The following is a 25,546-nucleotide window of genomic DNA, read 5'->3' as shown; positions in this document are numbered from 1 at the left end:
AAGCACAACTGTCATTCATTCGTCATAATGGCCGCTTATAACTGCAACGCTCGCCCGTGAACGCGGGCTCTGGAGTCTGTCGTGAGCTTTACCCCTGCCAATCGCCTGTTCCCGGCCACCCGTCTGCGTCGCAATCGTCGTGATGATTTTTCTCGCCGCCTGGTTCGTGAAAACGTGCTGACGACGAATGATCTGATCCTGCCGGTTTTTGTGCTGGACGGTGAAAATCGTCGGGAAGCGGTGGCGTCGATGCCGGGGGTGGAGCGCTTGAGCATCGATTTGCTGCTTGAAGAGGCGGCGAATTGGGTTGAGCTGGGGATTCCGGCGTTGGCGCTGTTCCCTGTCACGCCGTCTGAACTCAAGTCCCTGGACGCTGCCGAAGCCTGGAACCCGCAAGGGATCGCCCAGCGCGCCACCCGCGCCCTGCGCGAGCGGTTCCCGGAGCTGGGAGTGATCACCGATGTGGCCCTGGACCCGTTCACCACCCACGGCCAGGATGGCATTCTCGACGAAGAAGGCTATGTTCAAAACGATATAACGGTCGACGCACTGGTCAAGCAGGCCTTGTCCCACGCGGCGGCGGGCGCCCAGGTGGTTGCACCGTCGGACATGATGGACGGCCGCATCCAGGCGATTCGCGAAGCCCTGGAACTGGCTGGCCACGTCAACGTGCGGATCATGGCCTACTCGGCCAAGTACGCCAGCGCCTATTACGGCCCGTTCCGCGATGCGGTGGGCTCGGCGCTCAACCTGGGCAAGGCCAACAAGGCCTCGTACCAGATGGACCCGGCCAACAGCCATGAAGCCCTGCACGAAGTGGCGGCCGACCTGGCCGAAGGCGCCGACATGGTGATGGTCAAACCGGGGATGCCATACCTCGACATCCTTTATCGGGTGAAAGAAGAGTTCAAGGTGCCGACCTTTGTCTATCAGGTCAGTGGCGAATACGCCATGCACATGGCTGCAATACAGAATGGCTGGTTGAGTGAAGGAGTGATCCTGGAATCCCTCACAGCCTTTAAACGTGCTGGGGCTGATGGCATTTTGACCTACTTCGCCGCCCGCGCCGCCCAATTGCTTAGAGAGCAACAATAGCCCTCACAGGAACAGTCGATGAATACCGAAGGACTCTCAGAAGTTGCAGTGAAAGACGCTCACCCGGTGGTCGAACAAGTCACCGAAACCCCGCCGGAGCTTGAGTCGGCACCGCCTGCCGTGGTGGCCGAAGCCCCCGCGCCGGCCCCGGTGGCGGCGGTGACCAACCTGGATGACAGCAGCCTGTACATCCACCGCGAGCTGTCACAACTGCAATTCAACATCCGCGTGCTGGAACAGGCGCTGGATGAGTCCTACCCGCTGCTGGAACGGCTGAAATTCCTGCTGATCTTCTCCAGCAATCTGGACGAGTTTTTCGAGATCCGCGTGGCGGGCCTCAAGAAGCAAATCACCTTCGCCCGTGAACAAGCCGGTGCCGACGGCCTGCAACCGCACCAGGCGCTGGCGCGCATCAGCGAGCTGGTGCACGGCCATGTGGACCGCCAATACGCGATCCTCAACGACATCCTGCTGCCGGAGCTGGAGAAACATCAGGTCCGCTTCATCCGTCGCCGTCACTGGACCACCAAGATCAAGACCTGGGTGCGCCGCTACTTCCGCGACGAAATCGCGCCGATCATCACCCCGATCGGCCTCGACCCGACGCACCCATTCCCGTTGCTGGTGAACAAGAGCCTCAACTTTATCGTCGAGCTGGAAGGCATCGATGCCTTCGGTCGCGACTCTGGCCTGGCGATCATCCCCGCGCCGCGCTTGTTGCCACGGATCATCAAGGTACCGGAAGAGGTGGGGGGCGCTGGCGATAATTATGTATTCCTCTCGTCGATGATTCACGCGCACGCCGATGACCTGTTCCAGGGCATGAAGGTCAAGGGCTGCTACCAGTTCCGCCTGACCCGTAACGCCGACCTGGCACTCGACTCCGAAGACGTCGAAGACTTGGCCCGTGCCCTGCGCGGCGAGCTGTTCTCGCGGCGCTACGGCGATGCGGTGCGCCTGGAAGTGGCCGACACCTGCCCCAAACACTTGTCGGACTACCTGCTCAAGCAGTTCAACCTGGGCGAGACCGAGCTGTACCAGGTCAATGGCCCGGTGAACCTCACGCGCCTGTTCAGCATCACCGGCCTGGACAGCCACCCGGAGCTGCAATACACGCCGTTCACCCCGCAGATCCCGAAACTGCTGCAAAACAGCGAAAACATTTTCAGCGTGGTGAGCAAGCAGGACATCCTGTTGCTGCACCCGTTCGAGTCGTTCACGCCGGTGGTCGACCTGCTGCGCCAGGCCGCCAAGGACCCGCATGTATTGGCCGTGCGCCAGACGCTGTACCGTTCCGGCGCCAACTCCGAGATTGTCGACGCCCTGGTCGACGCCGCGCGTAACGGCAAGGAAGTCACCGCGGTGATCGAGCTGCGTGCGCGCTTTGACGAAGAGTCCAACCTGCAACTGGCCAGCCGCCTGCAAGCCGCCGGTGCGGTGGTGATCTACGGCGTGGTCGGCTTCAAGACCCACGCCAAGATGATGCTGATCCTGCGCCGCGAAGCCGGTGAGATCGTGCGTTACGCGCACTTGGGCACCGGCAACTACCACGCCGGCAATGCCAAGCTCTACACCGACTACAGCCTGCTGACCTCGGACGACGCCTTGTGTGAAGACGTCGGCAAGCTGTTCAGCCAACTGATCGGCATGGGTAAGACCTTGCGCATGAAGAAGCTGCTGCACGCGCCATTCACGCTCAAGAAGGGCATGCTCGACATGATTGCCCGCGAGACCCAGTTCGCCCTCGAAGGCAAGCCGGCGCACATCATCGCCAAGTTCAACTCGCTGACCGATCCGAAGATCATCCGCGCGCTGTACAAGGCCAGCCAGTCCGGCGTGCGTATCGACCTGGTGGTGCGTGGCATGTGCTGCCTGCGCCCGGGTATTGTCGGCGTGTCGCACAACATCCACGTGCGCTCGATCATCGGCCGCTTCCTGGAGCACACGCGGGTGTTCTACTTCCTCAATGGCGGCGAAGAGCAGATGTTCCTCTCCAGTGCCGACTGGATGGAGCGCAACCTCGATAAGCGTGTGGAGACGTGCTTCCCGGTAGAAGGCAAGAAGCTGATCATGCGGGTCAAGAAGGAGCTGGAAAGCTACCTCACCGACAACACCCACAGCTGGAGCCTGCAGTCGGACGGCCGCTACATACGCAACACGCCAACCGGCAACCAGAACCCGCGCAGCGCGCAGGCAACGTTGCTGGAGAAGTTGGGTAGCCCGATTTTGTCGGTGAATTAATCAAGGTATACGCGGGCTAATGTGGGAGGGGGCTTGCCCCCGATAGCGGAGTGTCAGTCACTGAAACTTTGACTGAACCACCGCCATCGGGGGCAAGCCCCCTCCCACATTTGTTTTGCGGTGTTCTTTAGCGCAGGTTCAGGCTAAAGCCCACCCGCGTCAGCCACTCCGCTTCCTGTGCAAAGTCCGCCTGGGTCAGCTGGTTCTCATCCAGCCAGCCTTTGGGGAACACCACATCCAGGCTGTCGCCATTGGCGCGCAGGGTTACCTGGGGCATTTCCTGGGTGCCGCGAATGTGGTGGAACAGGATCGCAAAGCGCAACAGCACACACAGGCGAATCAGCTTGATGCCTTCGTCGCCGAACTCGGCAAACTTGTCCCGGGGGATGTTACGGCGGTGGCCGCGTACCAGCAGCGCGAGCATCTGTTGGTCTTCCCGGGAGAAGCCCGCCAGGTCCGAGTGCTCGATCAGGTAGGCGCCGTGCTTGTGGTAATGGTAGTGGGCGATATCCAGGCCCACTTCGTGCACCTTGGCGGCCCAACCCAGCAGTTCGCGCCAGACGCCGTCTTCCAGGTCCCAGTCTTCAGCCACTTGGTCGAAGGCATGCAGGGCTTTACGCTCGACACGGGCGGCTTGCTCCAGGTCGACGTGATAACGCTCCATCAACGAAGTGAGCGTGCGCTCACGCACGTCTTCGTGGTGATGACGGCCCAGCAGGTCGTAGAGCACGCCTTCGCGCAGGGCGCCGTCACAGTGGTCCATGCGTTGCAGTTCGAGAGCGTCGAAGATCGCCTCGAGAATTGCCAGGCCGGCCGGGAAGATGGCGCGGCGGTCGGGCTTGATGCCGTCGAAGTCGATTTTTTCCGCATCACCCAGCTTGAACAGCTTGCGCTTGAGCCACGCCAGGCCTTCGGCGTTGACCTCGCCGGTGCCATGGCCGCCGGCTTTGAGGGCCAGGCCGATGGCGCGGATGGTGCCCGAGGAGCCGATGGCTTCATCCCAGGTGAGGCGATGCAGGGCGTGTTCGATGCTCATGATCTCCAGCCGCGCCGCCGTGTAGGCCTGGGCGTAGCGCGCCGGGGTGATCTTGCCGTCCTTGAAATAGCGTTGGGTAAAGCTGACGCAGCCCATCTGCAGGCTTTCGCGCAACAGGGGCTCGAATCGTTGCCCGATGATGAACTCGGTACTGCCGCCGCCGATGTCCGCCACCAGGCGTTTGCCGGGGGTGTCGGCCAGGGTGTGGGACACGCCCAGGTAGATCAGGCGCGCTTCTTCACGGCCGGAGATGACCTCTACCGGGTGCCCGAGGATCTCCTCGGCGCGGCGGATGAATTCGCCACGGTTACGCGCTTCACGCAGGGCGTTGGTGCCGACGATCCGCACCGCGCCCAGGGGCATGCCGTTGATCAGTTGGGCAAAACGCTTGAGGCAATCGAGCCCGCGTTGCATGGATTCTTCGTTGAGTTGGCGCTCGTCGTTGATCCCGGCAGCCAGTTGCACTTTTTCGCCGAGCCGCTCGAGGATGCGGATTTCTCCGTTCTGGGCCTTGGCCACGACCATGTGAAAGCTGTTGGAGCCCAGGTCTATGGCGGCGATCAGGGACAGATTCTTGGCTTGGGATTGCGGCATGGTTTGGGGGTCTCGGTCGATAACCTTGCCATCGTGCCACGATCGACCGCTGGCGCCAACGCGTTGTGCTTCAGTAATTTCCCTGACGCTGTCTGTGGGGAAATCTTGTGGGAAATGTAGGAGTGTTTTATCAGGTCTGGTATTTAAGGCTTTCGGTGCTGTAGGAGGTTTTACTATTTATTGTTGTAAACGTGCACCAGAGCTTTCCTACAGCGAGTGAGTCGATGTTCTCTTGATTATTATGTTCTGGACTACTTTGGCGGTGGTTTGGAATGACAGTTTATTTTTACAACTCATACAGCAAATAACGGGTCGTCTGATTCTTAAGTGAGGCGCTAAAGCGACAGACTGGCATCCGGCAATGTTGCCTGGGTGTTATTTATTTGTCCCTATATCTGTCCAGAAAGATAAAGAGTAAGTCGATGGATCGCCAAAAGATAAATAAACAGCGCCTGATAACTTTCAATAACAGGACGAGCATGAAAAAAATTGTTGGTTTGACCCTCGGTATCGTATGCCTGGCCACGGCTTTAAGTGCCCAAGCATCCACCAGTGCCCAATTGGTCGTCAGGGGGACGATTACGCCGGCTGCGTGTAACCTCAGCCTGAGTGGAAGCGGGGTTATCGACTACGGTACGATCCGCTCCGGCGAACTGTCCCAGACGGCGTTCAACCCACGCGAAGAGCGCACCACGTCCGTGTCCGTCAACTGCGGCACAACGCCGGCCCGGTTCGGGCTGACCTTCACCGACCTGCAGTCGGGCAGCAAAGTGCCAGGCATCTTGGGTACGGGCTTCACCGAAGCACAGAATTTCGGCTTGGGTTCAGTGGGAACCCGGCGAACCGGTGGTTATTCGGTCACCCTCAAGGATCTGCGCGCTTCAACTGTCGCGCTCTTTCCTATTGTACGCAGCGGCACCGGTGCCTGGGCGTCAAGCGATGGCAAGGTCGCTCAAGTGCCAAGCCAGTACTCATGGCGCGATGGCGCGAGCATTACCCCTGCGGCTATTAGTCAATTGACGGGCACTCTGGCGGTGCGGGCAGTTATCAACAAAGGTCAGGACTTGGACCTGAGCCGAGATATACCCCTTGATGGGCGCGCCACGCTTATATTGAGTTACATCTAAGCACAGGAAACAGCCTGCAAGAAACTGATCACTTCTTGTGGGCTGTTTTCTGTGGGCGCATGACGGCCAATAGGTAACTTCATCGGTTGTGGGGAATATTGAGTGCGTGGTCTTTCTATAATAAGTAGTGCGTTGGTGTGGGGGGCGAGCCTTTGTGTTTTTTTTACCGCTGTTGCCGTGGCGGACGGCATGCAGCCGGAAACCACCGTGGTAGTGCTTTATGAGGAAGACGGCGAAGCCACACTAAACATCAAGAATACCGATGCCGCTCCGGCGTTGCTTCATTCGGTGGTCGAAAACATACCCGAGGACCTCGAGCCGCTACTGATTGTCACACCGCCCATCACGCGTGTGGAGGCGGGAGATACGCAATTGGTGCGTTTCATCGGCACTTCAAAGCAGCCGCTCAAGACTCAACGGCTTAAGCGCGTGTCTTTCGAAGGTATCCCTCAGGCGCGCACTGCAGGCGGTGCGACCATCGGCATCACGCTTCGACAGAATCTGCCGCTGATCCTGCATCCGCAAGGGCTGCCTCGGCATCAGAGCCCGTGGGAGCTGTTGAAGTGGAGGCGCGTGGGGGAGCGTCTTACGGTGCATAACGACAGCGCCTATGTCGTGCGCCTGGCGCCGGCTGTGCAATTGCTGCCGCAAGGCCTCATGGCGATGTTACCGCGTACCTACATCTTGCCGGGCGAGGCGTTGGCGGTGAAGGTCGACAGCCCGCTGGGCGGCGTTGCCGAGGTCAGGATTGAACCGGCCACGGTCTATGGGTTTTCGGTGGACAGCTACCGCGCGCCGATCACTACCGATGAGGGGTGATCGGCTCAAGACGTGCCCGTCGAGTGACGGTATTGCGGCACCCTTTTGGCAGTGCAGGCCCACGTTGTTTATCGGGTTCGCGACGCTTTGGAGCTTGCCTGGCCTTGCGCCGGCGTTGGAGCTTGGCGAGGGCTTCGACCTCGCGGCGCTGACCGCCCATGGGATTGACCCCAAGGTATCGGACTACTTTCGCAGCGCCCCGCGCTTTCGCGAAGGCGTGCAGGTGGTGGGGCTGCGGGTCAATGGAAACCCGCTTGGGCTGGTGGATGCGCGGTTCGACCAGGCGGGCCAACTGTGTTTCACCCCAGGGTTGCTGGAGAAAGCCGGGTTGGTGAAACCCAGTGGGGTTACTCGCGAAGGTGCCGCACCGGCCCAGGCCTGCCATGACTTCCTGGGAGCGTTCCCGACGGCGATGGTGAGGCTGCGCCCCGGCACGGATGAAGTGGCGTTGGTGGTGCCGACCCAGTCCTTGCGTGAGCCCCAGTGGGAGACCGGGCATTTTTCCCGGGGCGGGGCGGCGGCATTGTTCAACTATGACGTGCTGGGTTTCGACAGCCACTCGCGCAATGGGCCGAGCCGGTTTGTGTCGGCCTATACCGAGGCGGGCTTCAACCTTGAGGACTGGATTGTGCGTAGCCGCCAGTTCTATGTGTCTGACAACGGCAAGGCCCGTACCGAACACTTGTACGCCTATGCCCAGCGGGATATTGCCGCGTTGCAATCGACTTTCCAGACAGGCCAACTTTCCAGTAACAACCCATTGTTTGGTGGTATTCAGTTGTCCGGTGTGCAGTTTTCCCCCGATGGCCAATCACGTGCGGCCGCGAACAGCAACAATGCCGTGGTCGAAGGCCTGGCCCAGAGCCAATCGCGAATTGAGGTACGCCAGTCCGGCGTATTGATCCACAGCACGCTGGTGCCCGAAGGTCCTTTTCGACTCACTGGTTTGCCTTTGCTCAATGGCACCAGCGACCTTGAAGTCAGCGTGATTGATGTAAGGGGTGCCAGGCGCAGTTTTGTGGTACCGGCCGCTTCTTTCGCAGGGGCGGTGCCGACAGCGCCTGGCTATTATTTTTCACTGGGCAAGCTGCGCGAAAATCCGCGCGAAGACGTCCCCTCATCGGTGGTTGCCATGGGTAGTGGCACGTGGGGGCTGGGGCGCGATTCGTCCGCGGGTCTAGGCGTGCTGAGCACCGATGAATACTGGTCGGCGGGTGGCAGCCTTGCCAGCGTGTTTTTCCAGCGGGTTTCCGTGGGCGCGCGTCATAACATGTCCCGAGATAGCAAAAAGGCCGTGGCCGGGTCGCGCAGCAGCGTGTCGGCAAGCAGCCCGGTTTATGCCAATGTCGACGTCAACCTAAGCGCTACCGCCCAGACTCGGGGTTATCGTGAGGTCATCGAGGCGGGCCGCTCATTGACGGCTGATGTACTGGATTCGCGCTTCAAAAATCAGTACACGGCGGGCCTGAGCTGGGCTGATCCCTCACTGGGGGTGTTCTCCATGGGCTATACGCGCAGTTCGCAGTTTGACCGGCAAACGAGCGAGCACGTGTTTGCCTCATGGAACAAGTCATTCAGCCGCGCCGATGTTGCGTTGATCGCCGATTCGCAAGTCGGTGGTACTCGCGCAACCCATGACCGCAACCGGCGCGACAGAGCCGTGGACAACGACCTTTCCGTGCGGCTGCAGGTCAACGTGCCCCTGGGCAGGGACCGTCGTGTGAGCAGCTACACCAGCCGCCGTGGCGACCAGTTCAGCGCAGGTACAGCGCTCAGCGAACAGGTCAATGAGTCTGTGAACTATGAGGTAGGGGTCGAACGCGACCTGAGGACGCGGGAGCAGTCTGCGCGTGCGCAGGTGAACCTGCTGCCACGTTATACCCGGGTCGGTCTGGGGGTCAGCCATGGCCCCTTGGGCAACAGCTATACCGGGCAACTGCAAGGCGGCGTAGTGGCTCATGAACGCGGGCTGACGTTTTCGCCTTATACCGTGCAGGACACGTTCGGTATTGTTTCGGTAGGGGATATCGGCTCTGTGAAAGTCGAGACCCCACAAGGCCCGGTGTGGACGGACTTCCGTGGGCAAGCGGTGATCGCAGGCTTGCCGGCCTACACCAACAGCCGGGTCGAAGTGCAGACCCAGTCCTTGCCCAAGCGCGTTGACCTGAGGAACGGCACCCAGGTGCTGGCTGCGGGGCGCGGGTCGTTCAATGCCGTGGGTTTTGAGGTGGTGAAGGTGCGCCGTGTGCTGCTCACCGCGCATGACCCGCAAGGCCAGTCGTTGCCACAGGGTGCCTCGGTATTCGGCAAAGGCGATCGCTTCCTGACCAGCGTGGTGGGTGAGGGCATGATTTTCCTGAACGACATCGAGGAGTCGCAAAACTTGCGGGTTTTGTTACCGGACTCATCGACCTGCCAATTGCGCATTGACCTCGAGGCCAAGCCTGACAATGACAAGTTCTACGAAACCACGTCGGCGGTGTGCCATGGCCGCCAAGCTTGAAATCCTGTGCTTGGCAGTGCTCTGCACGCTGCTGGCTGTGCCGCACGTGCGTGCAGAAAACTGTCGGCTGTCGGTGAGCCAGTCGCGCATCGACTATGGTGCCATTCGCAGGGAGGTGCTCGTCGAAAGCGCTGCTATTACGCTCGGCACGCGTTCGTTGAACGTAAACGTTTTTTGCGCTGAGCCTGCTGCAATGGCGCTGCGTTTTGTCGGGGCTGCCGCCGATGGGCAAGAGGGCTTTCGATTTGGCCGCCAGGGGCGCTTTCGCCTGAGCCTCAGGCATGCCCAGGTGGATGGGCGTGCGGTGGGGTGGGCGGTTGCGCACTTACCCGGTGAGCCTGCCAGCGGGCAGTTGTTGCCCGGGCAGGCATTGGTGGCGCGGGCGGCAGGCCTGCCGGTGGTAGGCCAGCGCTTGACGGTCCAGGTCGATATTGACACTGAGCTGCCCGCCGACGCCTTGGACGTACGCAACGAGACGTCCTTGGAGGGGCTGGGCAGTTTCGAACTGGTCAGCCTGGCTGTTCCACCGAGCCAATGAAGTTGGCGAACTCGGGCGTCCTGGGGTTGGCGAACAGTTCCTTGGGGTCGCCCACTTCATGCACCTTGCCCTGGTGCATGAACACCAGCTTGTCGCCCACTTCCCGGGCAAAGCGCATTTCGTGGGTCACCATGATCAGGGTCATGCCGTCCTTGGCCAGTTGGCGCACCACGCTGAGCACTTCGGTGACCAGCTCCGGGTCCAGGGCCGAGGTGATTTCGTCGCACAGCAGCACCTTGGGCGACATGGCCAGGGCGCGGGCAATGGCAACCCGCTGTTGCTGGCCGCCGGACAGCCGATCGGGGAAGGCATCGAATTTCTCTCCCAGCCCGACGCGCTCCAGCATCTGCCTGGCCAGTTGGGCCGCCTTGGCCTTGGGCACTTTTTGCACTACTTGCGGTGCGAGCATCACGTTTTCGCCCACCGTCAGGTGCGGGAACAGATTGAACTGCTGGAACACCATGCCGACTTTCTGTCGCAGGCTGCGCAGGTCGGCGCGGGCGGCGTCGAGGTATTCGCCATCGACTTCGATCACGCCGTCGTTGATGGATTCCAGGCCATTGAGGGTGCGCAGCAAGGTGGACTTGCCGGAGCCACTGCGGCCGACAATCGCCACCACCTGGCCTTCTTCAACCGTCAGGTCGATGCCCTTGAGTACGTGGTGATCGCCGTAATACTTATGCAGGGCGGAAATTCTAAGCAGAGGCATGCAGTCTCCTTTCCAGGTAGCGCGCACTGAGGGACAAGGGGTAGCAGAGCAGGAAGTAACCGAGCGCCACCAGGCCGTAGACCATAAAAGGCTCGAAGGTGGCATTGGCGAGCATGCCGCCGGTCTTGGTCAGTTCGGTGAAGCCGATGATCGAGGTCACGGCGGTGCCTTTGACCACCTGCACCGAGAAGCCCACGGTAGGCGCGACGGCAATCCGCAGCGCCTGGGGCAGGATCACGTAGCGCAGTTGTTCAAGCGGGTTCAACGCCAGGCTGGCCGAGGCTTCCCATTGCCCGTGGGCGATGGAGTCGACGCAGCCGCGCCAGATTTCGGCGAGGTAGGCGCTGGTAAACAGGGTCAGGGCAATCGCCGCTGCCAGCCAGGGCGAGATATCCACCCCCAGCAGGGCGATGCCGAAAAACACCAGGAACAGCTGCATCAACAGCGGAGTGCCCTGGAATAGTTCGATATAGGTGCGCGCGACACCGCGTGGGAAGGCTTTCTTGCTGATGCGCATGGTCATCACCAGCAAACCGATCACGCCGCCGCCGATAAAGGCCACCAGCGACAGCAACAGGGTCCATTGCAGGCCGGTAGCCAGGTTACGCACGATGTCCCAGAAGGAAAAATCACTCATCGGCTGTTCCTCATCACAAACCGGCGGCCGATCCAGTTGAGCAACTGGCGAATCATCAGCGCCATGCACAGGTACACCAGGGTGGTCAGGGCATAGGTTTCAAACGCGCGGAAGTTGCGCGACTGGATAAAGTTGGCGGCAAAGCTCAGCTCTTCGGTGGCGATCTGCGAACACACCGCCGAGCCGAGCATCACGATGATGATCTGGCTGCTCAGGGCCGGCCACACCTTGCCCAGCGCCGGCAGCAGCACCACGTGGCGGAACGCCTCGAAGCGTGTCATCGCCAATGCGGCGGCGGCTTCCAGTTGCCCGCGCGGGATGGCCTGGATGCCGGCGCGGATGATCTCGGTGGAGTAGGCCCCCAGGTTGATCACCATCGCCAGCACAGCGGCCTGCCACTCAGTGATCTTCAGCCCCAGGGAGGGCAGGCCGAAGAAGATGAAAAACAGCTGCACCAGGAACGGCGTATTGCGGATCAACTCGACATACACGCCGAAGAACCAGGCAAACGGCTGGATCTTCCAGGCCCGCACCACGGCACCGACGGTGCCCAGGGCCACCCCCAGGATGGCGCCGATAGCCGTCAGCTCAAGGGTGAACAGCGCACCGCGCAACAGCAGATCGGTATTGGCCAGCACCGGCACAAAGTCGAATTGATAGGCCATCAGTCAGCTCCGCGTCACAGATCAGCAGGCAGTGGTTCTTTGAGCCACTGCATGGCGTTCTTTTCCAGGCTGCCATCGGCCTTGGCCGCGACGAGGATCTGGTTGACCTTCTCCAGCAACGCCGGCTCATTCTTGTTCACGCCCACGTACACCGGCGAGTCCTTGAGCTTCACTTTCAGCGCCGGCACGCGTTTCGGGTTGCGTTCGCTGATGGCCACCATCACCACGTTGCCGCTGGCAATCAGGTCGACCTGGCCGGCCAGGTAGGCGGCGATGGTCGAGTTGTTGTCTTCGAAGCGCTTGATGGTTGCCTCTTTGGGGGCCACGGCGGTCAGCTCAATGTCTTCGATGGCGCCACGGGTCACGCTGATGGTCTTGCCCTTGAGGTCGTCGGTGCTGCTGATGGCGGCGTCAGGCGGGCCGAACACGGCCAGGTAGAACGGTGCGTAGGCCTTGGAGAAGTCGATGACTTTCTCGCGCTCAGGGTTCTTGCCCAGGCTGGAAATCACCAGGTCGACTTTACCGGTGGTGAGGAACGGGATGCGGTTGGTGCTGTTGACCGGGGTCAGTTCCAGCTTGACCTTGAGTTGGTCAGCCAGCAGCTTCGCGGTGTCGATGTCCAGGCCGCGTGGCTTCATGTCCGGGCCGACCGAGCCGAAGGGCGGGAAGTCCTGGGGCACGGCGACCTTGAGGGTGCCACGGGCGACGATGTCGTCCAGACCGTTGGCCTGGGCGGGTGCCTGGCTCAGCATCAGGCTGGCAAACAGGGCAGTAAGCAGGGCGCTGTAGCGCTTGGTCATGGCAACTCTCCGAGAAGGGCGAAGGGATTTTCTGGATTTGACTTCCTTGCGTGATTGCACAGCCCATGCCAGCACGCTACGAATGGCCTGCAATGCTGGAGTTTGTTGAGCTGCAGTGGTCTTACTGGTCTGAACAGTGATTGAGTTTTTCGCACCCTTTTCGAGCGCCGGTAAAACCGCGCGAGCCCCTTTGGGGCGTGGCTTGCCGCCGGCTGCGAATAGCTTTACAACTAGCCGTTCAGTTGACTGGAACCTTGAAACTTTTATGAATTCCATCGCCCAAGCCGTACCGGAAGCGGCCCTGCAGGCCATCCGCAAACTGATCAAAGAGCAGGGCTTCGGGCCGGGCGACGCACTGCCGTCCCAGCGCGACCTTGCGGTGCAGTTGGGCGTGAGCCGGGCGTCGCTGCGCGAGGCGTTGTCGTCCCTGAGTGCCTTGGGTGTGGTCAGCGTGCAGCCGGGCAAAGGCGTGTTTGTGCAAGCGGCGGAGGATTCACCGGGGTTTGCCTGGCCGTTTGCGGCGCAGGCCACGCCGCTGGATATCTTCCAGTTGCGCTACGCCCTTGAAGGGTTTGCGGCGGGGTTGGCGGCCGTAACCTTGAGCATCGATGAGCTGGACCGCCTGGAGGACAATGTCGAGGCGATGCGCAAGGTACTCAAGGCCGGTGACTTCGAGGCGGCTGCGCGGCTGGACTTCGAGTTCCACCAGTGCATCCTGCTGGCCAGCGGTAATCAGGCGATGGTGAGTATCCTGAGCGCCAGCGCTGAGGTGTTTCTGGAGAGCCAGAAACTACCGTTCATCCGGCCGGAGCGGGCCATGGAAACCTGGCAGGAGCACCGCAAGATCCTCCGCGCCCTTGCCCGTCGGGCCAGCGCGGCGGCGCAGAAAACCATGCAGGAGCACGTGCGCAATGCGGCATTGCGTACCGGTATCGCCTTCGTGACTCCGGTAACGCCCTGAATTGGGCTATACCCAAACTCATGCACCGCCATAGCAAGACTCAATCAGAGGCGGCTTCCTGAACGGGGGAAGGGCGGCTATGATGGGCCACGTTTTTTTTGCTTACAATCCGGAGACATCCATGAGCAACGATCTTATCAAGCACGTCACCGACGCGACCTTTGAGGCCGAAGTACTCAAGGCTCAAGGCCCGGTTCTGGTTGACTACTGGGCTGAATGGTGTGGCCCTTGCAAAATGATCGCGCCTGTTCTGGACGACATTGCAACTACCTACGAAGGCAAGTTGACCATTGCCAAGCTGAACATCGACGAAAACCAGGAAACCCCGGCCAAGCACGGCGTGCGCGGTATTCCTACGCTGATGCTGTTCAAGAACGGCAACGTCGAAGCCACTAAAGTAGGTGCGCTGTCGAAGTCGCAACTGGCTGCATTCCTCGACGCGAACATCTAAACGTCGTTAAAAAAGCCCCGCAAATAGCGGGGCTTTTTCGTGAAACAGGGCTAGACGCTCCGAAACTCAGGTGGTACATTCGGCCCCGCACTGGTTTCTCCACTGCCCCCTGCAAGCCGTCGCCGACGCATTCCTTTTCGATTAGTACGCGATCCTGTCGCCTTCTCTGCGGCGCGGCCTCATTAAGCCAAAAGCTTAATTTCCCCCCTCCATAAATGATTACGTCATTCCTATATGAATCTGACTGAACTCAAGCAAAAGCCGATTACCGACCTGCTCCAACTGGCCGAAGAAATGGGCATAGAAAATATGGCCCGTTCGCGCAAGCAGGACGTGATTTTCTCCCTGCTGAAAAAGCACGCGAAAAGCGGCGAGGAAATCTCCGGTGATGGCGTGCTGGAGATTCTCCAGGACGGCTTCGGCTTCCTCCGCTCTGCAGACGCCTCCTATCTTGCCGGCCCAGACGATATCTACGTCTCGCCGAGCCAGATCCGTCGCTTCAACTTGCGCACCGGTGACACCATCGTTGGCAAGATCCGCCCTCCTAAGGAAGGCGAGCGTTATTTCGCCCTGCTCAAGGTCGACACGATCAACTTCGATCGTCCCGAGAACGCGAAAAACAAGATTCTCTTCGAGAACCTGACCCCGCTGTTCCCGACCGTGCGCATGAAGATGGAAGCCGGTAACGGCTCCACCGAAGACTTGACCGGTCGTGTCATCGACCTGTGCGCCCCGATCGGCAAGGGCCAGCGTGGCCTGATCGTTGCGCCGCCGAAAGCCGGTAAGACCATCATGCTGCAGAACATTGCAGCGAACATCGCGCGTAACAACCCTGAAGTTCACCTGATCGTGCTGCTGATCGATGAGCGTCCGGAAGAAGTAACCGAAATGCAGCGCACCGTGCGCGGCGAAGTGGTTGCCTCCACGTTCGATGAGCCGCCAACCCGCCACGTGCAGGTTGCCGAGATGGTGATCGAGAAGGCCAAGCGCCTGGTCGAACACAAGAAAGACGTGGTGATCCTGCTCGACTCCATCACCCGTCTGGCCCGTGCCTACAACACCGTGATCCCAAGCTCCGGCAAGGTCTTGACCGGTGGTGTCGATGCCCACGCCCTGGAGAAGCCGAAGCGTTTCTTCGGCGCCGCGCGGAACATCGAAGAAGGCGGCTCGCTGACCATTATCGCCACCGCGCTGGTTGAAACCGGCTCGAAAATGGACGAAGTGATCTACGAAGAGTTCAAGGGTACCGGCAACATGGAACTGCCTTTGGACCGTCGCATCGCTGAAAAGCGTGTGTTCCCGGCCATCAACATCAACCGTTCCGGCACCCGCCGCGAAGAGTTGCTGACTGCCGACGACGAACTGCAGCGCATGTGGATCCTGCGCAAGCTGCTGCACCCGATGGACGAAGTTGCTGCCATCGAGTTCCTGATCGACAAGCTGAAAACCACCAAGACCAACGACGAGTTCTTCTTGTCGATGAAGCGCAAGTAACACGCCGCTTCAGGTCCGAAAAAATGGCGCCCTCAGGGGCGCCATTTTTTTTTCGCCGGCTTTTTAAGCGCCAATGGCAGCCAAATGCACCGCGATAAGCTGCCAGCCAGCGCCAGAGCAGGTAGGATGTACGCCTATTTTACGGGTGGCATGGTTAATGAAATTCAAGGATCTTCGGGATTTCGTGCAGCAACTTGAGCAGCGCGGAGAGTTGAAACGTATCCAGATGCCGATTTCCCCGGTGCTGGAAATGACTGAGATTTGCGACCGTACCCTGCGCAACAAGGGCCCGGCGCTGCTGTTCGAGAAGCCGACTGGCTTTGATATCCCCGTGCTCGGCAACCTGTTCGGCACCCCCGAGCGCGTAGCGTTTGGCATGGGCGCCGAGTCGGTCAGCGAGCTGCGCGAGATCGGCAAGCTGCTGGCCTTCCTCAAGGAGCCCGAGCCGCCCAAGGGCCTGAAGGATGCCTGGTCGAAGCTGCCGATCTTCCGCAAGATCATTGCCATGGCGCCCAAGGTGGTCAAGGATGCGGTGTGCCAGGAGGTTGTCATCGAAGGCGATGACGTCGACCTGGCGATGCTTCCGGTGCAGACCTGCTGGCCCGGCGACGTCGGCCCGCTGATCACCTGGGGCCTGACCGTCACCAAAGGCCCGAACAAGGACCGCCAGAACCTCGGTATCTACCGCCAGCAAGTGATCGGCCGTAACAAGGTGATCATGCGTTGGCTGAGCCACCGTGGCGGTGCGCTGGACTTCCGTGAGTGGTGCGAAAAACACCCCGGCCAGCCGTTCCCGGTCTCCGTGGCCCTGGGCGCCGACCCGGCCACCATCCTCGGCGCCGTGACCCCGGTGCCGGACAGCCTGTCCGAATACGCCTTCGCCGGCCTGCTGCGCGGCAATCGCACCGAGTTGGTGAAGTGCCGTGGCAACGACCTGCAAGTGCCGGCCACCGCCGAAATCATCCTCGAAGGCGTGATTCACCCCGGTGAAATGGCCGATGAAGGCCCTTACGGCGACCACACCGGCTACTACAACGAAGTCGACAGCTTCCCGGTGTTCACCGTCGAGCGCATCACCCACCGGATCAAGCCGATCTACCACAGCACCTACACCGGCCGTCCGCCGGATGAGCCGGCAATTCTCGGCGTGGCGCTCAACGAAGTGTTCGTGCCGATCCTGCAGAAGCAATTCCCGGAGATCACCGACTTCTACCTGCCGCCGGAAGGCTGCTCGTACCGCATGGCTATCGTGACCATGAAGAAGTCGTACCCGGGCCATGCCAAGCGGGTAATGCTCGGTGTGTGGTCGTTTTTGCGACAGTTCATGTACACCAAGTTCGTTATTGTCACCGACGACGACATCAACGCCCGGGACTGGAACGACGTGATCTGGGCCATCACCACGCGCATGGACCCCAAGCGCGACACCGTGATGATCGACAACACGCCGATCGACTACCTCGACTTCGCCTCGCCGGTGTCGGGCCTGGGTTCGAAGATGGGCCTGGATGCCACCCATAAATGGCCGGGTGAAACCACCCGTGAGTGGGGCCGGGTAATCGTCAAGGACGAAGCCGTGATGGCGCGTGTCGATGCGATCTGGAAAGAATTGGGAATAGATTGATGCGTGTAACCCTGCAACCTTCCGGCGCCGTTTTGGAGCTGGTCCCCGGCGAGCGAATCCTCGAAGGCGCGCGCCGCCTGGGCTACGAATGCCCCCAGGCGTGTCGCAATGGCGTGTGCCACGTGTGTGCGGCGCTGCTGGTGGAGGGCCGGGTGCAGCAAGCCGGCGAGGTGCGCGACCACGGTGAGTTCTACACCTGCATCGCCGAGCCGCTGGAAGATTGCATTGTGTTGTGGGATGGCGTGCTGGCGCCGGGAGAGTTGCCGTTGCGCAAGTTGTCGTGCCAATTGAGTGAGTGTGTGGAGGTCGGTGGCGATGTGTGGCGCGTGCGCTTGCGGGCCCCGGCTGGCAAGGCGGTGCGTTACCACGCCGGGCAATACCTGATGATCGAACGCGAGAACGGCGAGAAATCCGCGTTTTCCCTGGCCTCGGCGCCCCATGCCGGGCGCGAGCTGGAATTGCACGTGCTCGCCCGCGAAGACAGCGCGCGCAGCCTGCTGGAGCAACTGCAGCGCAACCAGATGGCGCGTGTGGAGCTGCCGTTTGGTGACACTCACCTGGCCGAGCTGCCGGACGGCCCGCTCGTGTTGATCGCCGCCGGCACCGGCATGGCGCAGATGCACAGCCTGATCGAACACTGCCGCGCGTCTGGCTTCAAGCACCCGGTGCACCTGTACTGGGGCGTGCGTCGTCCGGAAGATTTCTACCAGCTCGAGCACTGGGACCAATGGCAGCAACTGCCCAACCTGTTCCTGCACAAGGTGGTCAGCGACCTGTGTGGCTGGGAAGGCCGTTGCGGGTTGTTGCATGAAGCCGTGTGCGAAGACATCGCCGACCTCAAGGCCGTGCACGTCTATGCCAGCGGCTCACCGGCGATGATCTACGGCACCCTGGACGCGCTGGTCGAGGCGGGCATGGACGCGCACCAGATGCGCGCCGACGTATTCGCCTACGCACCACGCCCTTAATCCGGGCGCAGGCTTCTGTGGCAAGCGGGCTTTTTTGTGGCAAGAGGGCTTTTGTGGCGAGCGGGCTTGCCCGCGTTGGGCCGCGCAGCGGCCCCAAAACCTAAGACCGGTTTATACCTGATACCCCGCAGCGAGCTTATTGGGGCCGCTGCGCAGCCCAACGCGGGCAAGCCCGCTCGCCACAGGGGGGGGCCGTGTCAGCATTAGAAGCGTACACCCGTGGTGACCATCGCCGCATTGAACCCCAGCAACACCAGCTCCGCCGCCACCGGCCCGTAATGGGTGCCCACCGACGGAATGATCACCGGCGCCACGCCGAAACGGTTCAGGGGGATCTTGTCGCGGTACTTGCCGCGATAGCCCTGAATCACCCCGCCTGTCAGCTTCAGATACGCCGGATAGTCCGCCAGGTCATAGCGCTTGCCCGCATAGGCGTAGTACGAGCGCTGGCTGAACGAGTTGCGAAATGTCGCCCCGCCATACACCAGGCCTGACGCCTCATTGCGCTCCAGGCCGATCAAGTCCTGGTTGTTATTGTGCTGCGGGTCGGGTGCGAAGTGCCGGGTGTAGACGCTGGTCTGCGCGTACCAGAAACCTTTGTCGTCATCGGCAGGCGGTGTTTCGCCAGCCAGCGCGGTAGTGGCCTGCGCCAGGAACAGCAGGCCGGGCAGTCGACATTTTTTCATGGGTGCGACCTCGATAGTCGGTTTGATGGGCGGCTAGGTGGGTCGTGGTGTGTGCGCCATTTTGACGGCTAGGCGCGTTCCCAGGCTGAACCGGGGCTGAAACTATCGGGATTGGCGTGGGCAATCCTGACGAAAGGGTCGCCGCGCTTATGCTTTCGCTTATTCCTTAAAGGTATTTAATTTGTTACATAAATATCTTTAAGCTATATCTCAACGGACTACCGATCTTCTTCCAACAACAGACAACTGACCGCCACCGCCCGCCAGCCGGATCGATCTTATGAACTCAGGACATGACGTCCTGGTTTTGATTTCAAGGGGAGCGGTATGGGGAGCTACAAGAAACACGCGCTGTACACGGCGATTTTGTCGGCGAATTTGCTGACCGCCATAGGTTTCAATCCAGTCTTTGCGGCCGAAACGTCCGCCGCCGATGCACCTAAACTCGACACCGTGATCGTCACCGGTACCCGCGCCCAGGAGCGCACCGCCAGCGCGTCGCTGTCACCGATCGATGTGATTTCCGGTGATTCCCTGCGCAGCACCGGCTCCGATGAGCTGGGTGCGGTATTGGCACGGCTGATTCCGTCAATCAACTTCCCGCGCCCAAGCCTGGTGGACGGCGCCGAGTTGGTGCGCCCTGCGCAGTTGCGTGGCTTGTCGCCGGATCAGGTACTGGTGCTGGTCAATGGCAAACGCCGCCACACCAGCGCATTCGTCAACCTCGGTGGCGCGGTGGGCCGGGGTTCGGCCCCCGCAGACTTGAATGCGATCCCGCTGTCGGCGGTGGACCATATCGAAGTACTGCGCGACGGCGCCTCCGCGCGCTACGGTTCCGATGCGATTGCCGGGGTGATCAACGTGATCCTCAAGCACGCTGACCATGGCGGTTCGATCTCGAGCAAATTCGGCGAGTACAAGAAGGGTGACGGCATCCAGCGCAACCTCAGCGGCAATACCGGCCTGGCGTTGGGCGACAATGGCTTTATCAACCTGTCGGGCGAAGGTGCCGACAACGACTACACCAACCGAGCCGGTAAAGACTTCCGAACCGCCAGCGTAGGCTCCACTACCTATGGGCAGCAGGTATTCCGCCAAGGCGAGCCGGCTACCAATGAGGGCAAGTTCCAGTTCAACTCCGAATATTCCTTCAACGATTCGGCTGAGTTCTACACCTTTGGCGGCTACAGCAAGCGCCGTGGAGAGACGGCAGCGTTCTACCGGGCAAGCAATGCGTCCAACAATATCGCGGCGCTCAACCCCAACGGCTACCTGCCGCTGATCAAGGGCAACCTCGAAGACACGTCGCTGGTGGTGGGCCTGCGTGGGTTACTGGCCTACGACTGGCATTACGACCTGTCGGCCAACTACGGCAAGAATCAGTACGAGTTGAGCACCGAAACCATCAACACCTCCCTGGGCCTGGCCACGCCGCGCAAGTTCGACAACGGCACCTTGAGCAACGACCAGAAGCAAGTCAGCCTGGACCTGTCCCGTGAGTTCGACGTGGGCTGGTTGCCGTACCCGGTATCCGTGGCCTTTGGCGGTGAATACCTGCACCAGGGCTATGAGATCGAAGCGGGCGAGCCAGCGTCTTACTACCAGACTGGCAGTTCCGGCCTGGGCGGCTTCCGAGATGCGGACGCCGGCAGCAGCTCGCGCCACAATTGGGCGCAATACCTGGACCTGGAAACCAACTTCACCGAAAAACTCAGCGCTTCCGCCGCCGTGCGCCACGAGGACTACAGCGACTTCGGCTCCAACGTCAGCGGCTCGCTGTCGGCCCGCTACGACTTCACCCCGCAGGTGGCCGTGCGCGGCAGTATTTCCAACGGTTTCCGCGCGCCGTCCCTGGCCCAGCAGAACTTTGCGTTCACGTCGTCCCAGTTGATTGGCAGCGAAATCCGCGACGCGGGCACCTTCCCGGCCAGCAGCCAGGTCGCCCGCCTGCTCGGCGCCGAAGACCTCAAGGCCGAGAAGTCGCGCAACTACAGCCTCGGCCTGGTGCTGGAGCCTGCCGATGACCTGACCCTGACGGTCGATGTCTACCGCATCGACATTCGCGACCGTATCAGCCTGTCGTCCAACCTCAACCTGGACGCGGCCACCCAGGCGTATCTGCAAGCCAATGGCGTCGGCAACATCAACTACACCAGCGCCCGTTACTTCACCAACGCCACCGACACCAGCACCGACGGCGTCGACCTGGTGGCCAACTATCGCTATCAGTTCGACAACGGCATCCGCTGGAACAGTACGGTGGGCTATAACTACAACCACACCAAGGTCACCGACGTGAAGGCCAACCCGGCCATCCTCGATAGCCTGGGGGCCAACCTGGTGCGGGTGGACCGTCGCGAGCGCATCGGTCTGCTGGGCGATACCACGCCGCAGCACAAGTTGAGCCTGGGTAACGACTTCACGTTCGGCAATTGGGCACTGCACAGCAACCTGGTGCGTTATGGTGAGTTCACCAGCTACCAGGCGGATAAGGTCAACGACCAGACCTTCAAGGCGGCCTGGGTGCTGGATTTGTCGGCGGACTACAAGCTGAAAAACTGGACCTTCACCCTGGGCGGCGACAACGTCACCGACAAATACCCGGAAAAGGTCAACGCGTTCGCCAGCAGTGGTGGCAATTTGGCCTATAGCACTTTTTCGCCGTACGGTTACAGCGGCGCGTTTTATTACGGTAAAGTTGCTTACAACTGGTAACACACAGGAGGCGCACCGCTTTTCGCCATGACCGCCATTGAATCCGATCTTTTGCAATTGGCTTACCCTCCGCGGCTCGATCTGGGGCCGCAACTCACTCACGAACAGTTAATGAGCTCGATGCAGGCCACCATGGGCCGGCACAAGGGTGGGCCGGTCTGGCTATTTGCGTATGGCTCGCTGATCTGGCGCCCTGAATGCTCCTCAACCGAGCGCGTGCGAGCGCGGGTCCACGGTTATCACCGGGGGTTGTACCTGTGGTCTCACGAGCACCGGGGTACACCGGAGTTACCGGGCCTGGTGTTCGGGTTGGATCGCGGGGGTTCGTGCAGCGGGTTTGCCTACCGTTTGCCGGAAGATCAGCTGGAGGCCTCGCTCTACGCATTGTGGCAGCGCGAGATGCCGTACCCCTCGTACCGGCCGCACTGGCTCAGTTGCCGTCTTGAAGATGGCAGCCAGGTCCAGGCGTTAGGGTTTGTATTGGAGCGGCACTTGCCCAGTTACGCTGGCAATTTGCCGGACGTGATACTCAACCACGTGCTGCAGAGCGCTTGCGGGCGTTACGGTACCACTCGCGATTATGTCGAGCAGACCGTCAACGCCCTGCGTAGCCACGCCATGCCAGACAGGAATCTGGAGGCGCGGCTCAAGCGTTGTGCCAAGGATTGCTCAGGCGATTAACGCGCCGAGCTGACACTGTTGGTGTGCCACAGCGTTGGGATCAGGAACGCGATGGCCAGTATGCACGCGCCGATCAGCAGCACGAAGCCGCCGTCCCAGCCGAAATGGTCCACGGTGTAACCCATGGCCGCACTCGCTGCCACCGAGCCGCCCAGGTAACCGAACAAACCGGTGAAGCCCGCAGCAGTACCGGCGGCTTTCTTCGGTGCCAGTTCCAGCGCCTGCAGGCCGATCAGCATCACCGGGCCGTAGATCAGGAAGCCGATCGAGAACAGCGCGATCATGTCGACCATCGGGTTGCCCGGCGGGTTGAGCCAGTACACCAGGGTCGCCACGGTCACCAGCGCCATGAACACGATACCGGTCAGGCCGCGGTTGCCACGGAAGATCTTGTCCGACATCCAGCCGCACAGCAGCGTGCCGGGGATACCTGCCCACTCATAGAAGAAGTACGCCCAGGACGACTTGTCGACCGTGAAGTGCTTGGCTTCCTTGAGGTAGGTGGGCGCCCAGTCCAGCACGCCGTAGCGCAGCAGGTAGACGAACACGTTGGCAAACGCGATGTACCAGAGCATTTTGTTGCGCAGCACGTACTTGACGAAGATTTCCTTGGCGCTGAATTCGTCTTCGTGGCTGGCGTCGTAACCTTCCGGGTAGTCGTTCTTGTACTTTTCAATCGGCGGCAGGCCTACCGATTGCGGGGTGTCACGCATGGTGATGAAGGCAAAGGCCGCCACCAGCAGTGCCACGGTGGCCGGTACGTAGAACGCCGCGTGCCAGTCGTTGAACCAGGCCATGCCGAGCAGGAACAGCGGGCCGATCAGGCCGCCGCCGACGTTGTGCGCCACGTTCCACACCGACACCACGCCGCCGCGTTCTTTCTGCGACCACCAGTGCACCATGGTGCGCCCGCTCGGCGGCCAGCCCATGCCTTGGGCCCAGCCGTTGATGAACAGCAGAATGAACATCATGGTCACGCTGGACGTTGCCCAAGGTGCGAAACCGAAAATGAACATCACCCCCGCTGACACCAGCAGGCCGAATGGCAGGAAGTAGCGCGGGTTGGAACGGTCGGACACCAGGCCCATGAGGAACTTGGACAAGCCGTAGGCAATTGCGATTGCCGACATCGCCAGGCCCAGTTCACCACGGGTGTAACCCTCGTCGATCAGGTAGGGCATGGCCAGGGAGAAGTTTTTGCGCAGCAGGTAGTAACCGGCATAACCGAAGAAAATACCGGCGAAGATCTGCCAGCGCAGTCGTCGGTAGGTACTGTCTATTTTTTCTTCAGGCAGGGGCGCCTGGTGCGCGGCAGGACGAAAGAAAGCAAACATTCAAGAGCTCCAGATTTCTTGTTTTGACTGCGGATGCGAATGTTACAGTTTCGTTACCGAAAATAGCACCGCCTCTTGGCGGCAAACACAGGAAATGAGAGCAACTGCATGTTCTCTTATGAACATGTCGCTAATAGATAAGGAGTGGTCGTTACTGGATTTTTAGAAATATGGAGATCAAAAGTGGGAGGGGGCTTGCCCCCGATAGCGGAGGATCAGTCAGCCTATTGGTAGCTGACCCACTGCCATCGGGGGCAAGCCCCCTCCCACATGGATTTGCATTTCACATCGGTCAGCGGGTTTGCACCACCACCTTGCCCACAGCCCTGCGCTGCCCCAGATCATTGATCGCCTGGGCGGCTTGTTCGAGCGGATACAACTGCGAGACCAACGGCTTCAACTTGCCTTCGGCATACCACCCAAACAACTGCTGGAAGTTCGCCGCATTGTCCTGTGGCTGGCGCTGGGCAAATGAGCCCCAGAACACCCCAACCACCGCCGCACCCTTGAGCAGCGCCAGGTTCACCGGCAACTCCGGGATGCGCCCGCTGGCAAAGCCCACCACCAGCAGCCGGCCGTTCCAGGCGATGCTGCGGATGGCCTGGTCAAACAGGTCACCACCTACCGGGTCGTAGATCACATCGGCGCCGTTGCCGTCGGTGAGGCGCTTGATCTCATCCTTGAGGTTGGTTTCGCTGTAATTGATCAGCTCATCGGCACCGGCGGCCTTGGCCACCGCGAGTTTGTCGGCGCTGCTGGCGGCAGCGATCACGCGGGCGCCCATGGCCTTGCCGATTTCCACGGCGGCCAGGCCCACGCCGCCGGAGGCACCGAGTACCAACAGGGTTTCGCCGGGCTGCAGGTTGGCCCGTTGCTTCAGCGCGTGCATCGAAGTGCCGTAAGTCATGCTGAAGGCGGCGGCGGTGTTGAAGTCCATGCTCGGCGGGATCGGCAGCACGTTGTAGCCCGGTACCGCGACCTGTTCGGCAAAGCTGCCCCAGCCGGTGAGCGCCATGACCCGATCCCCGACTTTCAGGTGGCTGACCTTCTCGCCCACTTCGCTGACCACGCCTGCCGCCTCGCCACCCGGCGAGAACGGGAAGGGCGGCTTGAACTGGTATTTGCCCTCGATGATCAAGGTGTCCGGGAAATTCACCCCGGCGGCATGCACGTCCAGCAGGATTTCGTTCTTCTTGATCGCCGGGCTGGCGATCTCTTCCAGCACCAGGGTTTCGGCGGGGCCGAAGGCTTTGCACAGCACAGCTTTCATCGGACTATTCCTTTTGGCGTCGTGGCCGATAAGTGTAGGAGGGTACGCCCGTGGGTCAACGAGCATGCCCGGGCCTGATAAGTCGCCATAAGCTTGTGCTCAGCCTTGCTAGCGTTATGCTACCCGCCAACCGAATTCGAGGAATGAACTGTGAAAGCGTGGATCCTGTTGATACTGGCCCTGACCTTGCCGATGGCAGCCCAGGCCGAAGAAGCCAAAGAAGGCGAGGCGCCGAAGGTCAGCTATATCAGCCTGAGCCCGCCGTTCGTGGGCAACTACGGCCTGGATGGCACGGCGAAACTCAAGGTTTTCAAGGCCGACATCGCCCTGCGCGTGACGGGTACCGAGGCGGCTGCGGCAGTCAAAGCCAACGACGCGTTGATTCGTAACCAGCTGGTGGCGCTGTTCACCCAGCAGACCAACGAGACCATGAGCACCGTTGAAGGCAAAGAGAAGCTGCGCCAGGAAGCCCTCAAGCAAACCCAGCAAGTGATGAACGACGAGACTGGCAAGCCGGTGGTGGAAGACCTGTTGTTCAACAACCTGATCATTCAATAAGCCTGTTTCTGTGGCGAGCGGGCTTGCCCGCGTTGGGTGG

The 25,546-nt window shown here is 60.8% G+C and carries 22 protein-coding genes; 14 read left to right on the top strand and 8 right to left on the bottom strand.

Annotation, left to right across the window (positions count from 1 at the left end; translation table 11 throughout):
• Positions 1 to 81 precede the first annotated feature (81 nt).
• On the top strand, positions 82 to 1,095 hold the full coding sequence (hemB, locus tag CXQ82_RS30015; protein ID WP_101273530.1) for a porphobilinogen synthase: 1,014 nt from the start codon (positions 82 to 84) through the stop codon (positions 1,093 to 1,095).
• A gap of 18 nt (positions 1,096 to 1,113) precedes the next feature.
• Positions 1,114 to 3,336 (top strand): polyphosphate kinase 1, encoded by a 2,223-nt coding sequence (gene ppk1 / locus CXQ82_RS30010; RefSeq protein WP_101273529.1) that lies wholly within the window; start codon positions 1,114 to 1,116, stop codon positions 3,334 to 3,336.
• A gap of 127 nt (positions 3,337 to 3,463) precedes the next feature.
• On the opposite strand, the gene ppx is transcribed toward ppk1, so the two are convergent.
• On the bottom strand, positions 3,464 to 4,966 hold the full coding sequence (gene ppx / locus CXQ82_RS30005) for an exopolyphosphatase (protein ID WP_101273528.1): 1,503 nt from the start codon (positions 4,964 to 4,966) through the stop codon (positions 3,464 to 3,466).
• 479 nt (positions 4,967 to 5,445) lie between these two features.
• On the opposite strand from ppx, the gene CXQ82_RS30000 reads away from it, so the two are divergent.
• The 4 genes from CXQ82_RS30000 (at position 5,446) to CXQ82_RS29985 (ending at position 9,953) form a co-directional block, all read left to right on the top strand.
• Positions 5,446 to 6,093, top strand: coding sequence for a DUF1120 domain-containing protein (locus CXQ82_RS30000; RefSeq protein ID WP_101273886.1), 648 nt, complete (start codon positions 5,446 to 5,448; stop codon positions 6,091 to 6,093).
• Between the two features lie 132 nt (positions 6,094 to 6,225).
• Positions 6,226 to 6,912 (top strand): fimbria/pilus chaperone family protein, encoded by a 687-nt coding sequence (locus CXQ82_RS29995; RefSeq protein ID WP_256581950.1) that lies wholly within the window; start codon positions 6,226 to 6,228, stop codon positions 6,910 to 6,912.
• Entirely contained in the window at positions 6,902 to 9,415 is a 2,514-nt protein-coding gene (locus CXQ82_RS29990; RefSeq protein WP_101273526.1) for a fimbria/pilus outer membrane usher protein, read from the top strand. The genes CXQ82_RS29995 and CXQ82_RS29990 overlap by 11 nt, the downstream gene beginning before the upstream one ends.
• A complete protein-coding gene (locus CXQ82_RS29985) occupies positions 9,399 to 9,953 on the top strand; it encodes a hypothetical protein (protein ID WP_101273525.1) in 555 nt (184 codons plus the stop codon). Before CXQ82_RS29990 ends, CXQ82_RS29985 begins: the two co-directional genes overlap by 17 nt.
• On the opposite strand, the gene CXQ82_RS29980 is transcribed toward CXQ82_RS29985, so the two are convergent.
• The 4 genes from CXQ82_RS29980 to CXQ82_RS29965 are packed head-to-tail and all read right to left on the bottom strand — an operon-like array spanning position 9,925 to position 12,764.
• Positions 9,925 to 10,662 carry an amino acid ABC transporter ATP-binding protein gene (locus CXQ82_RS29980; protein ID WP_101273524.1) on the bottom strand — a complete coding sequence of 246 codons (738 nt, stop codon included), beginning with the start codon at positions 10,660 to 10,662 and terminating at the stop codon, positions 9,925 to 9,927. The two genes, CXQ82_RS29985 and CXQ82_RS29980, sit on opposite strands and share 29 nt — an antisense overlap.
• Positions 10,649 to 11,299 (bottom strand): amino acid ABC transporter permease, encoded by a 651-nt coding sequence (locus CXQ82_RS29975; protein WP_101273523.1) that lies wholly within the window; start codon positions 11,297 to 11,299, stop codon positions 10,649 to 10,651. Before CXQ82_RS29975 ends, CXQ82_RS29980 begins: the two co-directional genes overlap by 14 nt.
• Positions 11,296 to 11,964, bottom strand: a complete 669-nt coding sequence (locus CXQ82_RS29970) for an amino acid ABC transporter permease (RefSeq protein ID WP_017736949.1) — start codon at positions 11,962 to 11,964, stop codon at positions 11,296 to 11,298. Before CXQ82_RS29970 ends, CXQ82_RS29975 begins: the two co-directional genes overlap by 4 nt.
• A 14-nt stretch (positions 11,965 to 11,978) precedes the next feature.
• Positions 11,979 to 12,764: a transporter substrate-binding domain-containing protein gene (locus CXQ82_RS29965; RefSeq protein WP_017530859.1), complete on the bottom strand. Its 786-nt coding sequence runs from the start codon at positions 12,762 to 12,764 to the stop codon at positions 11,979 to 11,981.
• Positions 12,765 to 13,029: 265 nt separating this feature from the next.
• On the opposite strand from CXQ82_RS29965, the gene CXQ82_RS29960 reads away from it, so the two are divergent.
• The 5 genes from CXQ82_RS29960 to CXQ82_RS29940 all read left to right on the top strand — a co-directional run bounded on the left by CXQ82_RS29960 (position 13,030) and on the right by CXQ82_RS29940 (position 18,262).
• Positions 13,030 to 13,725, top strand: coding sequence for a FadR/GntR family transcriptional regulator (locus CXQ82_RS29960; protein ID WP_101273522.1), 696 nt, complete (start codon positions 13,030 to 13,032; stop codon positions 13,723 to 13,725).
• Positions 13,726 to 13,846: 121 nt separating this feature from the next.
• A complete protein-coding gene (trxA, locus tag CXQ82_RS29955; RefSeq protein ID WP_101273521.1) occupies positions 13,847 to 14,176 on the top strand; it encodes a thioredoxin TrxA in 330 nt (109 codons plus the stop codon).
• A 234-nt stretch (positions 14,177 to 14,410) separates the two neighbouring features.
• Positions 14,411 to 15,670, top strand: a complete 1,260-nt coding sequence (rho, locus tag CXQ82_RS29950; protein ID WP_003176825.1) for a transcription termination factor Rho — start codon at positions 14,411 to 14,413, stop codon at positions 15,668 to 15,670.
• Positions 15,671 to 15,827: 157 nt separating this feature from the next.
• On the top strand, positions 15,828 to 17,294 hold the full coding sequence (ubiD, locus tag CXQ82_RS29945) for a 4-hydroxy-3-polyprenylbenzoate decarboxylase (RefSeq protein WP_101273520.1): 1,467 nt from the start codon (positions 15,828 to 15,830) through the stop codon (positions 17,292 to 17,294).
• Positions 17,294 to 18,262 carry a CDP-6-deoxy-delta-3,4-glucoseen reductase gene (locus CXQ82_RS29940; RefSeq protein ID WP_101273519.1) on the top strand — a complete coding sequence of 323 codons (969 nt, stop codon included), beginning with the start codon at positions 17,294 to 17,296 and terminating at the stop codon, positions 18,260 to 18,262. Before ubiD ends, CXQ82_RS29940 begins: the two co-directional genes overlap by 1 nt.
• 203 nt (positions 18,263 to 18,465) lie before the next feature.
• On the opposite strand, the gene CXQ82_RS29935 is transcribed toward CXQ82_RS29940, so the two are convergent.
• On the bottom strand, positions 18,466 to 18,948 hold the full coding sequence (locus CXQ82_RS29935; protein ID WP_101273518.1) for a sn-glycerol-3-phosphate transporter: 483 nt from the start codon (positions 18,946 to 18,948) through the stop codon (positions 18,466 to 18,468).
• 327 nt (positions 18,949 to 19,275) lie between these two features.
• On the opposite strand from CXQ82_RS29935, the gene CXQ82_RS29930 reads away from it, so the two are divergent.
• Both CXQ82_RS29930 and CXQ82_RS29925 read left to right on the top strand, forming a co-directional pair.
• Entirely contained in the window at positions 19,276 to 21,663 is a 2,388-nt protein-coding gene (locus CXQ82_RS29930) for a TonB-dependent siderophore receptor (RefSeq protein ID WP_101273517.1), read from the top strand.
• Positions 21,664 to 21,690: 27 nt separating this feature from the next.
• Positions 21,691 to 22,344 carry a gamma-glutamylcyclotransferase gene (locus tag CXQ82_RS29925; RefSeq protein WP_101273516.1) on the top strand — a complete coding sequence of 218 codons (654 nt, stop codon included), beginning with the start codon at positions 21,691 to 21,693 and terminating at the stop codon, positions 22,342 to 22,344.
• On the opposite strand, the gene glpT is transcribed toward CXQ82_RS29925, so the two are convergent.
• On the bottom strand, positions 22,341 to 23,678 hold the full coding sequence (glpT, locus tag CXQ82_RS29920) for a glycerol-3-phosphate transporter (protein ID WP_016978960.1): 1,338 nt from the start codon (positions 23,676 to 23,678) through the stop codon (positions 22,341 to 22,343). The two genes, CXQ82_RS29925 and glpT, sit on opposite strands and share 4 nt — an antisense overlap.
• 292 nt (positions 23,679 to 23,970) lie before the next feature.
• Positions 23,971 to 24,948 (bottom strand): NADPH:quinone oxidoreductase family protein, encoded by a 978-nt coding sequence (locus tag CXQ82_RS29915; RefSeq protein WP_101273515.1) that lies wholly within the window; start codon positions 24,946 to 24,948, stop codon positions 23,971 to 23,973.
• 150 nt (positions 24,949 to 25,098) lie between these two features.
• Here CXQ82_RS29915 and CXQ82_RS29910 point away from each other — a divergent pair, with 150 nt between their 5' ends.
• The gene (locus tag CXQ82_RS29910) at positions 25,099 to 25,506 is read left to right on the top strand and encodes a flagellar basal body-associated protein FliL (protein WP_101273514.1); all 408 of its coding nucleotides are present in this window, start codon (positions 25,099 to 25,101) and stop codon (positions 25,504 to 25,506) included.
• Positions 25,507 to 25,546: the final 40 nt, after the last annotated feature.

Origin of the sequence: Pseudomonas sp. S09G 359 (genome assembly GCF_002843605.1) — a bacterium.
Taxonomy (GTDB): domain Bacteria; phylum Pseudomonadota; class Gammaproteobacteria; order Pseudomonadales; family Pseudomonadaceae; genus Aquipseudomonas.
Note: the sequence above shows the minus strand (reverse complement) of the source record. Positions and strands in the feature narration are given on the sequence as shown.

What these genes read in the sequence shown, in the direction of transcription:
- ppk1 (WP_101273529.1), top strand. Translation starts at nt 1,114, where the DNA reads ATGAATACCGAAGGACTCTCAGAAGTTGCAGTGAAAGACGCTCACCCG.
- ppx (WP_101273528.1), bottom strand. Translation starts at nt 4,966, where the DNA reads ATGCCGCAATCCCAAGCCAAGAATCTGTCCCTGATCGCCGCCATAGAC.
- CXQ82_RS30000 (WP_101273886.1), top strand. Translation starts at nt 5,446, where the DNA reads ATGAAAAAAATTGTTGGTTTGACCCTCGGTATCGTATGCCTGGCCACG.
- CXQ82_RS29990 (WP_101273526.1), top strand. Translation starts at nt 6,902, where the DNA reads ATGAGGGGTGATCGGCTCAAGACGTGCCCGTCGAGTGACGGTATTGCG.
- CXQ82_RS29985 (WP_101273525.1), top strand. Translation starts at nt 9,399, where the DNA reads ATGGCCGCCAAGCTTGAAATCCTGTGCTTGGCAGTGCTCTGCACGCTG.
- CXQ82_RS29980 (WP_101273524.1), bottom strand. Translation starts at nt 10,662, where the DNA reads ATGCCTCTGCTTAGAATTTCCGCCCTGCATAAGTATTACGGCGATCAC.
- CXQ82_RS29975 (WP_101273523.1), bottom strand. Translation starts at nt 11,299, where the DNA reads ATGAGTGATTTTTCCTTCTGGGACATCGTGCGTAACCTGGCTACCGGC.
- CXQ82_RS29970 (WP_017736949.1), bottom strand. Translation starts at nt 11,964, where the DNA reads ATGGCCTATCAATTCGACTTTGTGCCGGTGCTGGCCAATACCGATCTG.
- CXQ82_RS29965 (WP_017530859.1), bottom strand. Translation starts at nt 12,764, where the DNA reads ATGACCAAGCGCTACAGCGCCCTGCTTACTGCCCTGTTTGCCAGCCTG.
- CXQ82_RS29960 (WP_101273522.1), top strand. Translation starts at nt 13,030, where the DNA reads ATGAATTCCATCGCCCAAGCCGTACCGGAAGCGGCCCTGCAGGCCATC.
- trxA (WP_101273521.1), top strand. Translation starts at nt 13,847, where the DNA reads ATGAGCAACGATCTTATCAAGCACGTCACCGACGCGACCTTTGAGGCC.
- rho (WP_003176825.1), top strand. Translation starts at nt 14,411, where the DNA reads ATGAATCTGACTGAACTCAAGCAAAAGCCGATTACCGACCTGCTCCAA.
- ubiD (WP_101273520.1), top strand. Translation starts at nt 15,828, where the DNA reads ATGAAATTCAAGGATCTTCGGGATTTCGTGCAGCAACTTGAGCAGCGC.
- CXQ82_RS29940 (WP_101273519.1), top strand. Translation starts at nt 17,294, where the DNA reads ATGCGTGTAACCCTGCAACCTTCCGGCGCCGTTTTGGAGCTGGTCCCC.
- CXQ82_RS29935 (WP_101273518.1), bottom strand. Translation starts at nt 18,948, where the DNA reads ATGAAAAAATGTCGACTGCCCGGCCTGCTGTTCCTGGCGCAGGCCACT.
- CXQ82_RS29930 (WP_101273517.1), top strand. Translation starts at nt 19,276, where the DNA reads ATGGGGAGCTACAAGAAACACGCGCTGTACACGGCGATTTTGTCGGCG.
- CXQ82_RS29925 (WP_101273516.1), top strand. Translation starts at nt 21,691, where the DNA reads ATGACCGCCATTGAATCCGATCTTTTGCAATTGGCTTACCCTCCGCGG.
- glpT (WP_016978960.1), bottom strand. Translation starts at nt 23,678, where the DNA reads ATGTTTGCTTTCTTTCGTCCTGCCGCGCACCAGGCGCCCCTGCCTGAA.
- CXQ82_RS29915 (WP_101273515.1), bottom strand. Translation starts at nt 24,948, where the DNA reads ATGAAAGCTGTGCTGTGCAAAGCCTTCGGCCCCGCCGAAACCCTGGTG.